This is a genomic window from Cellulomonas sp. URHE0023, from assembly GCF_000688475.1.
In the GTDB taxonomy this organism is placed as follows: Bacteria; Actinomycetota; Actinomycetes; order Actinomycetales; family Cellulomonadaceae; genus Cellulomonas.
This window is the reverse complement of the sequence record NZ_JIAN01000008.1, coordinates 127,639-140,460: the sequence shown is the minus strand read 5'-3', so window position 1 is coordinate 140,460 and position 12,822 is coordinate 127,639. Positions and strand designations below refer to the sequence as shown.

Below are 12,822 nucleotides of genomic sequence, written 5' to 3'. Positions count from 1 at the left end.
CGTACGGCCCCTCGGCCTCAGGAGACGAGGGGCCGTACGACGTGCGTGCGGACTAGGCGATTCCGCGAGCGCTGATGTCGTCCCAGCTGAAGACGATCGGGCCGTTGCCGGTCGCCGCCGGCGAGTAGCCGCCGATCCCGATGCCACCGGGCACCTGGAGCTCAGGCGCCGAGTCGGTGGCCGTGAGCTGCCAGGTGGTCGGCTCCGGCTGTCCCGCGAGCCACACCCGCGCCCGCAAGGTCGTCGGCGAGACGCCCTGCGCCTGCAGACGAACGTTCAGCCGCTGGCCCGCGGTGGCGGTCGTCCCGGCAACCGAGGCGGTCCCGAGCGTCGTCTCGACCCCAGCGATCCTGCGCTGGAGCTGCAGCGACACGGCACCCGTCGTGGCGTGCCTGACCATCAGGTAGTAGTCCGTCGTGGCCGCCGTGGAGCGCACCGCCAGGAACGAGCGGGCGATGCCCACGTCGGACAGGTGGTCGAGCGTCAGACCGGTGGTCACGTCGACGTCCTGCTGAACGATCGGCAGCCGTGCCCGCGGCGTCGAGCCCGGTGCCACGCTCAGCCTGCCGACGCCCGCCTGCACGGAGAACAGGGACGCCGAACCGGTCAGTGCCCACGTCCCACCGAGGTCGGCGGCACCCCACCCGCTGGCCGAGGTCCGCGTGAAGGTGTCCGTCGCGAGGATCGGCGGACCGACCGGTGCAGCCACCGTGACCTGCGCGCTCGCCGTCCCGGTCGCACCACCGTTGTCGGTGACCGTCAGCTCGATCGTGTACGTCCCGTCTGCCGGGAACGTGTACGACGAGGTCACACCGGTGCCCGTGCCGGACGGCCCGAACTTCCAGGCGTACCCGGTGATCGACCCGTTCGGGTCGTTCGACGCCGCGCCGGTCACGTTGACCGTGCGACCGTCCGCCTGCACCGCCGCCGAGAACACCGCGTTGGGCGGTGTGTTGACGGGGGCCGCGACGGTGACCGACGCACTCGTGGTCGCCGTACCACCGCGGTTGTCGGTGACCGTGAGACCGATCGTGTACGTCCCGTCCGCCGGGAACGTGTACGACGAGGTCACGCCGGTACCGGTGCCGCTCGGGCCGAACGTCCAGGCGTACGACGTGATGGTGCCGTCCGGGTCGGCGGACGCCCCAGCGTTCACGTTCACGGTGCGACCGTTGGCCGCCACCGACGAGGTGAAGGACGCCGTCGGCAGCACGTTCGGCGGCTGGGTGACCGTGACGTCGTGCGTCACCGTCGAGGAGGTCGCCCCGTCGTTGTCGGTGACCACGAGCGTCACCGGGTAGGTGCCGGCCGCGGTGTAGAGGTGCGACGGTGTCGCGTTCGCACCGGTCAGGGTCGCCCCGTCGCCGAAGGTCCACGTGTAGGACGCGATCGTGCCGTCCGTGTCCGCGGAGCCCGTGGCGTCGAGCTGAGCCGTCAGGTTGGTGTGCGCCACGGTGAACGCCGCCGTCGGGGCGACGTTCGGAGCCGTGAACGTCGCCGTCTTGGTGGTCGTCGCCGTCGCACCGTCGTCGTCGGTCACCGTGAGGGTCACCGTGTGGTCACCCGGCGTGGTGAAGACGTGGTGCGCAGTCGGACCCGTCAGCGTCGTCCCGTCGTCGAAGGACCACGCGTAGTCCTCGACGTGGCCGTCGGAGTCGGTCGACGTGGAGCCGTCGACGTCGGCGGTCAGGTCGGTCACGGTCATCGCGAACGCAGCGACCGGGTCGATGTTGGGGATCGTGTTGGTGCCCAGCTGGAAGTGCTGCATCACGTCGGCACCCGACATCGCGCTGGAGTAGATCGCGACCTCGTCGATCGAGCCCTGGAACCACGGCTGCGGTCCCCAGGTCGTGTCACCACCCACCCGCCAGTAGCCCGTGTAGTCCTGCGCCTGGGTCTGCGCGTTGGTGCCACGCAGCACACCGTCGACGTACAGCTTCATGCCGTCGGCGGACTGCGTCGCGACGAGCTGGTGCCACGCGCCGTTGTTGTACGACAGGGGCGTGGTGATCGTGTTGGTGAAGCCGGTCCAGGTGCCGAACGTGAGGCGCCCGTCGTTCTCCATGTACACGTGCCGGTCGTAGCCGCCCGACGTCCCGCTGTTCGAGCTGCCGAAGCCGATCAGCTTCCCGCCGTTCGTGGTCGTCGTCTTGAACCACAGCTCCTCGCTGTAGACCGTCGGGTTCGAGTACGTCCCGTTCGATACGACCAGGTTGTCCGACGAGCCGGAGAACGACACCGCCTTGTTCGCGACGCCCGCGAGAGCACCGGTCACCCCGCGCCCCACCGTGTTGACGTAGGTGCCGTCAGCCTTCGAGGGACCGGAGTCCTTGGCCGTCGAGCCCGACGCCTCGCCGAGACGCCAGTAGATGTCGGGCGCGAGCCCGAACACCGCGGCGCCGTAGGCGTCGGCCGGAGGCGTGACGAGCGTCGTCGCGTGCCCGGCGCTCACCCAGTGCGCGTCGACCTGAGCCGAGTCCAGTGCGGTCGGGTAGACCGCGACGTCATCGATCGAGCCGGCGAAGTACGCGTTGCCGCCCCATGGCGAGTCGCCACCGATCCGCCAGTAGCCCGAGTACGGCTGCGCCGAAGTGGTGTCCGTCCGCTGCGCGACCCGTGCACCGTCGATGTAGAGCTTCTGGCCGGTCGAGCTCAGCGTCCCGACGACGTGGTGCCAGGTGCCGTCGTTGTACGCCTGGGACGACGTCACGGTCCGGGAGGTTCCCGGGTAGACGCCGAACGTCACCTGTCCCGAGTTCTCCATGTAGACGTGGCGGTCGTAGTTCGAGCTGTTGCCCGTGTTCGCGTTGCCGAAGCCGACGATCTTGCCGCCGCCGGTGGTGGTCGTCTTGAACCACGCCTCGACGCTGAACGTCTGCGGCCCCTCGATCGGGGTCTGCGTCGCCACGAGGCCGTCGTTGTTGCCCGAGAACGTCGACGCCTTGTTGGTGTCGGAGCCGATCGCGCCGGTCGTGCCACGGGTCACCCCTGCACTGGCCACGGCGGTCGCACCGCCGGCCCAGTCCTCGACAGTGGCTCCCGAGGTCTCACCGAGCCGCCAGTACGACGCCGCTCCGTCGTCGAGGACCTTCGTGGCGTACGGGCTGAGCGCATCCGTCGAGTTCACGGTCACCGAGACCCAGGGGCTCTTGGACACGTTGTTGAACGGGTCGGTCGCGGTCACGCGGTACTGCTGCGTCGAACCCGCGGGTGCGGTCTTGTCCGTGAAGAGCGTCGTCTGAGGCTTCCAGAACGGCGTCTTGATGGTCACGACCTGCAGCGGCGTCGAGTTCTCCGTACCGCGGTACAGGCGGTAGGTGAGCGTCTCGTTGTCCCGGTCCCAGTTGGTCGCGTAGGAGATCCTGACCTGACCCTGGACGCGCGAGGTGACGGTCGGCGACCAGCCCGTGCCGGACAGCATCGGCCCCTGCTTGTTGGGTGCCTTGCTCGAGACGGCGAACCGCACGAGCCCCTGCTGGGCTCCCCCGTTGACGCCGGGGAACTCACCGCCGTACACGACGTAGTCGCTGTTGCCGGTGACGCTCCAGCCCGCCTGCCCCTGCCCGGTGAACGTGCCGGTGTAGAAGGTCGGGAAGAAGTTGAGCAGCGTCGGGGACGGCTCGCCGTCGTGGTCCGGGTAGCCGTAGATGTCCGGCGTGTTCACCCCGGTGGCCACCTTGGTGAACGCGGTCGCGTGGTAGACGCTCCACGGCTCCGTCTGCGGGAAGCCGCCCATGTTGCCGCAGTAGTGCTCGTGGCTTGCGACGTAGACCACGCCCCCGATGGGGAACGAGGAGTAGCTGTCACCGTGGCAGTCCGCAACCCAGGTCAGCTCACCGGTCGTCGCGTTGATCCGGAACGGGCCCTCGTCGTTGCCACCGCCACCGAAGTGGTAGCCGGTGCCGTAGATCCCCGTCGCGTCCGCGTACAGGCTCGTGATGCCCGACTCGGCACCCGCGTTGCGGATCTGGTCGTTCGCAGGGAACGAGACCGGGGCACCCGTCGTCGGGTTCACCGAGCCGAGGCCGTAGAACGGGCTCCCGCTCAGGCTCGTGAACCGACCACCGACGACGACCCGCTGCCCGTCGGGCGTGACCGCCAGGGCCGCGACGGCGTCGTTGGTGTCCGCGACGAACGGGGTCAGGGCACCCGTCGCCGCGCTGAACGCCGCGACGTGAGCGCGCGGGACCAGCGTTCCGCCCGTCGTGCTCGCGGCGGTGAGGAAGTTGCCGCCCGCGTACACGGTGGTGTTCGACGCCGCGATCGCCAGACCCGCAGAGGCCAGGGTCGGCTTGAACCCGGCGACGATCGCGTTGGTCGCGGTGTCGAACGCCGCGATGCGCACGTGGTAGACGCCGTCGATCCGGTTGAAGTCACCCGTGATGTAGATGCGCGACCCGTCGGGCGAGCGCGTGATGGACCGGACCTGGCCGTCGGCCACCGGCGCCCAGGGCAGCAGCTGCCCGGTGCTGATGCTGAACGCCAGGAGGTTGGACCGGGGCACGGTGTTGACACCCGCAGCGGACCCCGCGGGCCGCGCGTTGGTGAACTTGCCCGCGACGTACACCGTGTCGCCGACGACCGTCTGGGACCAGACGACACCGTTGATCTGGGGCGCCGGCAGCACGTCCGCGGCCGCGGTCGGCGGGGAGGCCGGGTCGGCCGGGTCGGTGGGTGCCGTGTCAGCCGACGCCGCCGTCCCGAGCCCGATGCTGAGCAGTCCCGCCGCGGCCACGATGGCAACGAGGCGTCGGGAGATGAGCTTGGTCCTGGACATGTGTCCCCTCACCCTTCGGCCGCGTCGGTCGCGGCTGGTCATAGTTGGCCAAAGCGGACATTAACCGCTAAACGACCAGCGCAGACCTAGGGTGCGGGGACTTCACCCACGGGCGCCCGGGGATTCACCCGGACGCTCGTCAAGAAGGGTGAACGCCTTGGTAGATCACCGGGGGCAGGTCCGGGGCGACGTCGATGCTGACCGCATACACCTCGTCGGCCGAACCGGTCGTGGAGTACCGGTACGTGCCGCTGACGGTCTCCCCCGGCTTGACGGTCGCCGGAGTCGGACGGTTGCCCGGGTCAGAGGTGACGGTGGCCAGCGGGATGCCCTCGGCACCCTGGTAGACGTTCACGGTGAGAGCGGCGAGGTCGACGCTCGAGGTCCCGGTGTTCTTGACCGAGATGGCGACCTCGACACCAGGGCCGGAGATCTCGCCCGGGCCTTCGCCCTTGTTCGTGACGGACGTGAACCCGGTCATCTCGACCTGCACGTCACCCGTCACCGCGACCTCGTCCGGCGGCACCACGACGGGCGGGCGGGAGTCGATCGGCGGGACGGGCACGGGCGACGGCACGGCGGTGGGGACCGGCGCCGCGGTCGGGTTCGCGGGTTCCGCGGGTCCGGACGCGCTCGACGTCGGCGACTCGGGTGCCGGTGTCGACGGCTCGGCGTCGGACGAGGACGTGAGGGACGCCGACGGGCTCTGCGCGACCGTGTCCTCACCCGATCCCTGGGTCGCGGCGAGCACGATCGCGACGACGAGGACCCCGCCTGCGATGGCGAGGACGCCGCCTCCGATCAGGAGCGCGAGGCGCCTGCGGCTGCTCGTGGCGTCCGGGTCGACGGGGTCGACGGGGGCGCCTGTGGGCTCGCCGTTAGTCATCTCGCGGTACCTCCAGCTGGTTCACGGACGTGGGCTGACAGTATGGCCACGCCGACCATGACCGCGGTCGGCTCCGCCCGGTTCACCCTCGTCCGGCGGCCGCTGGGGCGGGCTTGGGGGCGTTGCCCAGGAAGGGCGCCTCGAACAGCCACCTCACCGGAGGGCGGTCACGCAGGACCGCCGCGAGCGTTCCGACCCCGACGCCGACCAGTATCAGCGTGGGGATCGTCACCCACCAGGGCGCACCCACCGTGACGAGCACGGCGAGCACAGCCACCATCGCCGGGAAGTGCACGCAGTAGTACACGATCGAGTTGCGGCCGACGAAGCGCAGCTTCGCCGTGCGCTCGGAGCTCAGAGAGGACGCGGCGGCGATCGCGACGCAGATCCCCGCGAACGAGAACGGTGCCAGCAGCGGCTGGTAGTTGACCTTGTGCGTCGCCGAGACGATCGCGAACCCGATGGTGGGGACCAGGAGCGCCGCGATCAGCCACGGGTTGCGAAGCCGCGACGGGATGTCACCCACGCGCTGCGCGGCCCACGACCCCGCGAAGAAGAACACGGCGAAGAAGAGCATCCGGTGCGGGATCTGGGAGTGCACCACGGTTCCCGCCACGAGGAACACCAGCGGCGGCAGGTACGGCGGGACGCGGCGCAGGAGCGGTGCGACGAGGTAGAACACCGCGATGTAGAAGAGGTACCAGAGGTACCCCTTGGCGATGTAGAGCCTGGGGTCCCAGTAGGGGCGGTCCGCACCCATGGTCAGGCAGAAGACGATCACCCACAGCACGTACGGGTAGGCGATGAGCGCGAGCTTGCCGCGGTAGTAGTGGACCAGCGGCTTGCTCATCGACCGAGGGAGCAGCAGGCCGGAGAGGAACATCAGGCAGGGCATGCGGTAGGGCAGCAGCGCGTTGTTCGTGGCCGTGAGCCACGCCGGCACGTACTCACCGTGCAGCAGCGAGGGCACCGACGTGGCGTGCCAGGTGAGCATGAGCAGGATCGCAGCGCCGCGCAGCGTGTCCATCCACTCCATCCGTGCGCGGGCGGGCGGCGGCGCGAGCGACGGCGAGACGGGCGCGGGCTCGGGCCGCGGAGAGGGGTCGGCGAGGACGTCTCCCGTCGGGCCGATGGTGCGGGTGGGAGCGCCCACAGCAGTGCCGGGATCGGCGTCCACACACACTCCTCGCTCACGACGGATGCCCGGGGCAGACCGCAGGCAGGCTCCGACGCTAACCCAGACCGGGACGAACGTGACAGAACGCACTCGGGTGATCTCCTGCTCAGAGCCACCCGAACGGGGTCCCGCGCCGCCTAAACTTCCGCGGAGCCGGTGCGCTGCGCCACGAGCGAGCCCGGTCCGTCACTCACCTGGAGGCTCCGTGCGGGTGCTCGTGCTCTATGCAGACGACCAGTCGTCCAACCTCGGTGTTCGCGCGCTCGCACGCGGTGCGGCGGCACTCGCCGAGAGTGCCTACCCCGGCTGCGAGGTGTCCTTCGCGAGCTACGGCACGAAGGGGCTGCCCGCGCGGGTCGGCGACACGCGTCGGCTGCTGCGTGCGCGAGTCACCCGGAACGACCCGCTGCGGACCTGGCTCGCCGGCTTCGACCTCGTGCTGGACATGCGCGCGGGGGACTCGTTCGCGGACATCTACGGACGCTCGCGCCTGCTCAACCAGAGCGTGCTCGCCTACCTCGCGCGGTCCGCCGGGACACCGGTGGCCATGGGTCCGCAGACGATCGGGCCCTTCTCGAGCCGCCGCGGCCGCGCACTCGCACGATGGTCGATGCGGACCGCCAAGGTCGTCATGGCTCGCGACCACGTGAGTGCCGAGTTCGCCGAGTCGCTCGGTCATCCGGTCGACGTGCGCACGACAGATGTGGTCTTCGCACTCCCCCGGCCCGTGCGCACCGGGACCCGGGACGTCGTGCTCAACGTCTCGGGACTGCTCTGGACGCCCAACCCGCACGTCGACCACGCGGCTTACCGCCGAACGGTCCGTGACCTGTGCCAGGGCCTCGCCGACGAGGGACGCTCGCTCGCGCTCCTCGCCCACGTGATCGACTCCCCCGTCGCCGACAACGACGTGCCCGCGATCCGCGAGCTGGCCGCGGACCTCGGCGGCGACGTCGAGGTGGTCCTGCCGCAGAGCCTCGACGAGGTGCGCGAGGTCACGGCGTCGGCCGCGGTCGTCGTCGGATCCCGGATGCACGCCTGCCTCAACGCACTCTCCACGGGCACACCCGCCGTGCCGCTGGCGTACTCACGCAAGTTCGACCCGCTGCTGCGCGACCTCGGCTGGTCGCACACCGTGGACCTGCGGACCTCGTCGGCACCTGCGGAGGAGACGCTCGCCCTGGTCAAGGCCGACCTCACCGCCGACGTCGCCGAGCTGCTCGCCACGGCGGACGCGCTGCTCGAGCCTGCCGTCGCGGCCCTGCGGACGCTCAGATGAGTGGAGTGACCCTCGACGAGCAGGTCCGGCAGGTCGTGCAGACCGGTCGGTGCACCGGGTGCGGGGCGTGCACGCTGCTGGACGAGGGTCTCGCCATGCGCCTCTCGGAGGAGGGCTACCTGCGTCCGGAGCGGGTGGGCGCCTCGACCGCCGCTCCTCACGCGGCCCGCGAGTTCGGCCGCGCCTGCCCCGGACGCATCGTCCGTGCGCAGCGACCGCAGGGGTCCGCCTACCACCCGGTCCTCGGGCCCGTGGCGGGGTGCTGGGAGGCGGCCGCGACCGATCCGACGACCCGGCACCGTGGGAGCAGTGGTGGCGTGCTCACCGCACTGTCCGCATGGCTGGTCGAGAGCGGCGAGGCGGTCCGTGCGGTCGGCGCGTCCGCAGACACCGATGAGCCCCGGCGCACCGTGCCCGTCACCATCCAGTCCCGAGACGAGGCCTTGAACGCTGCCGGCTCGAGGTACGCACCCGTCGCGGTCGCCTCGCACCCGCGGGCGCTCGACCCCGACGGCGTGACGGTCGGGAAGCCGTGCGAGGCAGCCGCGTTGCGCTCGCTGGCAGGTGAGGAGCCCGCCCCGCTGATCATGTCGTTCTTCTGCGCCGGGACACCGTCGGCCCTGGCGACCGACGCGATGCTCGACCAGCTCGGTGTCGGTGCCGACGAGACGGTGGACGCTCTCTGGTACCGGGGCCGGGGCTGGCCCGGGCGGTTCACGGCGCAGACCGGGGGCCGCGAGGTCTCCGCCTCGTACGACGAGTCCTGGGGCGGCACCCTCGGGCCGACCGTCCAGTGGCGGTGCAAGATCTGCCCCGACGGGATCGGCGAGAGCAGCGACATCACCGCAGGCGACTTCTGGCGCAGCGACGAGCGCGGGTACCCGGTGTTCACGGAGACCGACGGTTTCAGCGCCCTCATCGCCCGTACGCCGCGCGGGCTGGACGTGGTCCGGCGCGCGATCGCAGCCGGGGTGATCGAGGTACGGGAGATCTCGGCCGACGAGGTCGCCGGGGTCCAGCCGCTGCAGCGCAACCGCCGCAGCACCCTGGCCGGTCGGCTCCTCGGCGCCCGGCTGGCCGGTGCGCGGCTTCCGAGGTACCGCGGGTTCGGGCTGGTCCGGCTCGCGGTGAGCAGGGCACGCGACAGTGTCCGGACCGCCCGCGGAACGTTCCGCCGCGTCCGAGGGGGCGCAGCCCACCGCTCATGACCACGACCGATCTCGGAGGCCGCGCAGCGCGCGGTGCGCTCTCGACCGGCGTCGGGCTCATCATCCGGCTGGTCATCCAGCTCAGCACCGTCGTCGTGCTCTCGCGCCTGCTCGCCCCGCGCGACTACGGGCTCGTCGCGATGGTCCTGGCGATCGCGGGCATCGGCGACATCCTGCGCGACTTCGGTCTGAGCTCCGCCGCCATCCAGGCGAAGGAGCTCTCGTTCGCGCAGCGGTCCAACCTGTTCTGGACCAACACGGCGATCGGGTTCCTGCTCGGGATCGTCATGTTCGCGCTCGCCGTACCGATCTCGAACTTCTACGACGAGCCGGCGCTGGTGCCGATCGCCCGCACCGTCGCGGTGACGTTCCTGCTCAACGGCATGTCGACGCAGTACCGCGCCGACCTGGTCAGGGCCATGCGGTTCAAGGTCGTCGCGACGATCGACGTCGTCGCTCCTGCGGCGGCGCTCGTGGTCGCGGTCGTGCTGGCGATCGCCGGCGCGGGGTACTGGGCCCTGGTCTCGCAGCAGATCGTGATGGCGCTCACCGCGCTGGTCGGGACGGCGTTCATCGCGCACTGGCTGCCGCAGCGGATCGACCGCACGGCACCGATGCGACGCCTCTACACGTACGGGGGGAGCCTGCTGGGCTCGCAGATCATCGGCTACGTCGCCAACAACGTCGACTCGCTCACGATCGGGCACCGGTTCGGCGCGACGCCGCTCGGTCTCTACAACCGCGCGTTCCAGCTCCTGATGAACCCGCTGAACCAGGTCCGGGCGCCCAGCACGACGGTCGCGCTGCCCGTGCTCAGCCGGGCCAGCGACACGCCGCAGTTCGACTCGATCGTGTGGAACGGGCAGCTCGTGCTCGGCTACCCGATCACGATCGGGCTCGCGCTGCTGGCCGGCGTCGCGGAACCGACGGTGGCCATCATGCTGGGCCCGCAGTGGCAGCAGGTGCCGCCCATCCTGCGACTGCTCGCCATCGCGGGGATCTTCCAGACGCTCGCCTACGTCGGGTACTGGGTGTACCTCGCGCGCGGGCTCACCCGTGAGCTCCTGCAGTACACGCTGATGTCGGCGGCCATCCGGATCGCGTGCGTGATCGGCGGCAGCACCTGGGGTGTCGTCGGCGTCGCCGCCGGCTACGCGCTGGCGCCCGCGCTCGCGTGGCCCCTGTCGCTGTGGTGGCTGAGCCGCTCCACCCGGCTGAAGGTCGGCGCGCTGTACAGCGGGGCCGCCCGGATCCTCGTCGTCGGACTGGTGGCCGGGACCGCGTCCGCAGCCGCGTCCTGGGCACTGCGTGACGAGAGCCCGTGGTGGCAGGTCTGCGCCGGTGGGCTCGCGGGCCTCGCGGCCGTCGCGATGGTGGTCCTGGTGCTTCCCCCCATGCGGCGGGACGTCGCGGTGCTGCGAAGGGCAGGCAAGGCCGCGCTACGCCGCGGTTGAGCTGGGTCTCTTGTACTCGTAGACGACGTGGCCGAGGGCGCCGGAGATCATGCCGCGCCCGCGCTGCACGTTGCGTCGACCGGTGAGCTGCGTGACGTCCTGGCGCCGCAGGGCGCCGAGCACGATCCGGACGGAGCCACCCGCTATCCGGACCAGACCGCGGGCCACGTAGCGCCCGCGCACGCCGAGCTGGGTGCCCGTGGAGGTCGCGAGCTCGAGCTCCGCCCTGCTCGCCGAGTTGCCGCTGCGGCGGGCACGGGCAAGGACCCACTCGCGCGTCATGCGCGTCGCAGGCACCATGTCGATCACGACCGCCTCGTCACACCAGACCATCGCCAGCCCGTGGCGCACCAGCGTCCGGCTGAACAGTGTGTCGCTGCCCCCGCTCAGCCCGAACGCCTCGTCGAACCGCGTCCCGGTCGGGCCCACGCGAGCCATGTCGAGCAGCAGGTTGTTCGTCGCCGCCACGTCCACGCTCGTGCCGGTCGGCAGGCGTCGCCGGTCGAAGAACCCGCCGGCAACCACCCAGTCGGGGGGAGGTACCTCGAACTCGGACACCACGGCGCCGACGACCACTGCCGCGCCCGTGGCCGTGCGGCAGTCGAGCAGCGCCTTCAGCCAGCCGTCTACCGGGCGCTCGTCGTCGTCGACGAAGACGAGCAGCTCGTCGCTCATCTCGTCGAGCGCCCGGTTGCGCCCAGCGGCGATGCCCGGTCGAGGCTCGTGCACGTACCGCACGTCGGGCTCCCCCAGACCGGTGACGTAGTCGCGGGCGCTCGCGTCCGGGTCGTTGTCCACGATCAGCACGGAGCCGCCGTGCAGCCTCGCCTCGGCGAGGAACGCCGGCACGGCCACCGCCAGGTCCCGCGGGCGACGGTAGGTGAGCATCGCGACGACGACAGCACTCATCGCGCCACCTCCGCGGCCGGAGCACGTCCGGCGGCGCGCGCGAGCGCCTCCTCGTAGACACCGACGGTCTGGACGCCCAGGGCCGGCCACTGTCGTGCGGACAGGTCGGGTGCGCCGACTGCGGGGTGTGCCCGCAGGTCCTCGAGCGCCGCAGCGAGCACCTCGGTGGTCAGCGGGCCGTCGTACCGGCGCACCCACACCTGCCCCACCTCGGCGGCGAGGTCCGCGTTGACCTCGTTGTCCGGCACCAGCACGGGACGCCCGAGCGAGAGCGCCAGCAGCACGGCGCCGGAGTTGTGCATGGACCGGTACGGCAGCGCGACGAGCTCCGCCGACGTCACCCACGCGACGAGGTCTGCGTCGTCGATGTGCTTCAGCTCGATGTGCACCCGCGGGTCGGTCGCGGCGAGCGACTCGACGGCGTCGCGGAGAGCCGGTGAGGTCGGCCGACCAGCCACGACGAGGCTGGCACCTGGGTCGCCGAGGTCAGCGAAGGCGCTCAACAGCTCTTCAGCACCCTTGTACGGCTTGATCAGGCCGACATGCACAAGTCGTCCGGGGACCGCCTCGCTCCGGGGCACGGAGGCGAACCACGCCGTGTAGTCGCCGTGCAGGACGGTGTGCGCCAGCACGCCCGGCCGCGTGGGCGTGTGGTCGTTGAGGCGGATCCATGCCGCCGTCCGGCGGTCGCACAACGCCATGACCCACCTCGTGGGCCGGTCGACGTCGGCGTGCGGCACACGGTTGTGGGCCGTGCGGACGAGCACGCGGCCCCGTCTCGAGGCCTGGAGCACCGTGGCCGCGAACGCCGCCGTGGCAACCCAGTGCCGGAGCCGGTTGTTCCGCGCGACGAGCGCATCGGGCCAGTGCACGTGCAGCACGTCGTAGCGACCACGCAGAGCCCGCGGCCAGGAGAACGTCTCGACCTCGACGAGCGGGTCGAGCGACTCCCGGAGCTGGACGAGGTACGGGTTGGTCGTGGTGCGCGGCTCACGGAACGACTGCAGCACGCGAACCTGGGCCCCGTCCCGCTCGTCTCGCCCTGCCGTCACACGCCGCCCCTCAGAAAGTGTTCACCCGGTTTGTCCCGGTCCGGACAGTACCCGCTGGGCTACCATCCGTGCAGTCCTGA

Annotated in this window: 8 protein-coding genes; 3 read left to right on the top strand and 5 right to left on the bottom strand. The window is 71.1% G+C overall.

Annotated features, from left to right (window positions below):
- Window positions 1-52: 52 nt before the first annotated feature.
- From N553_RS0115800 to N553_RS0115790, 3 genes are all read right to left on the bottom strand, one after another.
- Window positions 53-4,777, bottom strand: a complete 4,725-nt coding sequence (locus tag N553_RS0115800; protein ID WP_028047337.1) for a LamG domain-containing protein — start codon at window positions 4,775-4,777, stop codon at window positions 53-55.
- Window positions 4,778-4,916: 139 nt separating this feature from the next.
- On the bottom strand, window positions 4,917-5,663 hold the full coding sequence (locus N553_RS0115795; protein WP_028047336.1) for a hypothetical protein: 747 nt from the start codon (window positions 5,661-5,663) through the stop codon (window positions 4,917-4,919).
- An 82-nt stretch (window positions 5,664-5,745) separates the two neighbouring features.
- Complete coding sequence (locus N553_RS0115790; RefSeq protein ID WP_156043868.1) at window positions 5,746-6,840, bottom strand: acyltransferase; 1,095 nt, start codon at window positions 6,838-6,840, stop codon at window positions 5,746-5,748.
- A 205-nt stretch (window positions 6,841-7,045) separates the two neighbouring features.
- Here N553_RS0115790 and N553_RS0115785 point away from each other — a divergent pair, with 205 nt between their 5' ends.
- The 3 genes from N553_RS0115785 to N553_RS0115775 are packed head-to-tail and all read left to right on the top strand — an operon-like array spanning window position 7,046 to window position 10,781.
- Entirely contained in the window at window positions 7,046-8,119 is a 1,074-nt protein-coding gene (locus tag N553_RS0115785; RefSeq protein ID WP_028047334.1) for a polysaccharide pyruvyl transferase family protein, read from the top strand.
- The gene (locus tag N553_RS0115780) at window positions 8,116-9,327 is read left to right on the top strand and encodes a Coenzyme F420 hydrogenase/dehydrogenase, beta subunit C-terminal domain (RefSeq protein ID WP_034622864.1); all 1,212 of its coding nucleotides are present in this window, start codon (window positions 8,116-8,118) and stop codon (window positions 9,325-9,327) included. The genes N553_RS0115785 and N553_RS0115780 overlap by 4 nt, the downstream gene beginning before the upstream one ends.
- Window positions 9,324-10,781 (top strand): lipopolysaccharide biosynthesis protein, encoded by a 1,458-nt coding sequence (locus N553_RS0115775; RefSeq protein WP_028047332.1) that lies wholly within the window; start codon window positions 9,324-9,326, stop codon window positions 10,779-10,781. Before N553_RS0115780 ends, N553_RS0115775 begins: the two co-directional genes overlap by 4 nt.
- On the opposite strand, the gene N553_RS0115770 is transcribed toward N553_RS0115775, so the two are convergent.
- Both N553_RS0115770 and N553_RS23080 read right to left on the bottom strand, forming a co-directional pair.
- Window positions 10,767-11,690, bottom strand: coding sequence for a glycosyltransferase family 2 protein (locus tag N553_RS0115770; RefSeq protein ID WP_028047331.1), 924 nt, complete (start codon window positions 11,688-11,690; stop codon window positions 10,767-10,769). The two genes, N553_RS0115775 and N553_RS0115770, sit on opposite strands and share 15 nt — an antisense overlap.
- Window positions 11,687-12,742: a glycosyltransferase gene (locus tag N553_RS23080; RefSeq protein WP_156043867.1), complete on the bottom strand. Its 1,056-nt coding sequence runs from the start codon at window positions 12,740-12,742 to the stop codon at window positions 11,687-11,689. Before N553_RS23080 ends, N553_RS0115770 begins: the two co-directional genes overlap by 4 nt.
- Window positions 12,743-12,822 lie beyond the last annotated feature (80 nt).

Coding starts and splice junctions, on each gene's coding strand:
- N553_RS0115800 (WP_028047337.1), bottom strand. CDS start 4,777: ATGTCCAGGACCAAGCTCATCTCCCGACGCCTCGTTGCCATCGTGGCC.
- N553_RS0115795 (WP_028047336.1), bottom strand. CDS start 5,663: ATGACTAACGGCGAGCCCACAGGCGCCCCCGTCGACCCCGTCGACCCG.
- N553_RS0115780 (WP_034622864.1), top strand. CDS start 8,116: ATGAGTGGAGTGACCCTCGACGAGCAGGTCCGGCAGGTCGTGCAGACC.
- N553_RS0115775 (WP_028047332.1), top strand. CDS start 9,324: ATGACCACGACCGATCTCGGAGGCCGCGCAGCGCGCGGTGCGCTCTCG.
- N553_RS0115770 (WP_028047331.1), bottom strand. CDS start 11,690: ATGAGTGCTGTCGTCGTCGCGATGCTCACCTACCGTCGCCCGCGGGAC.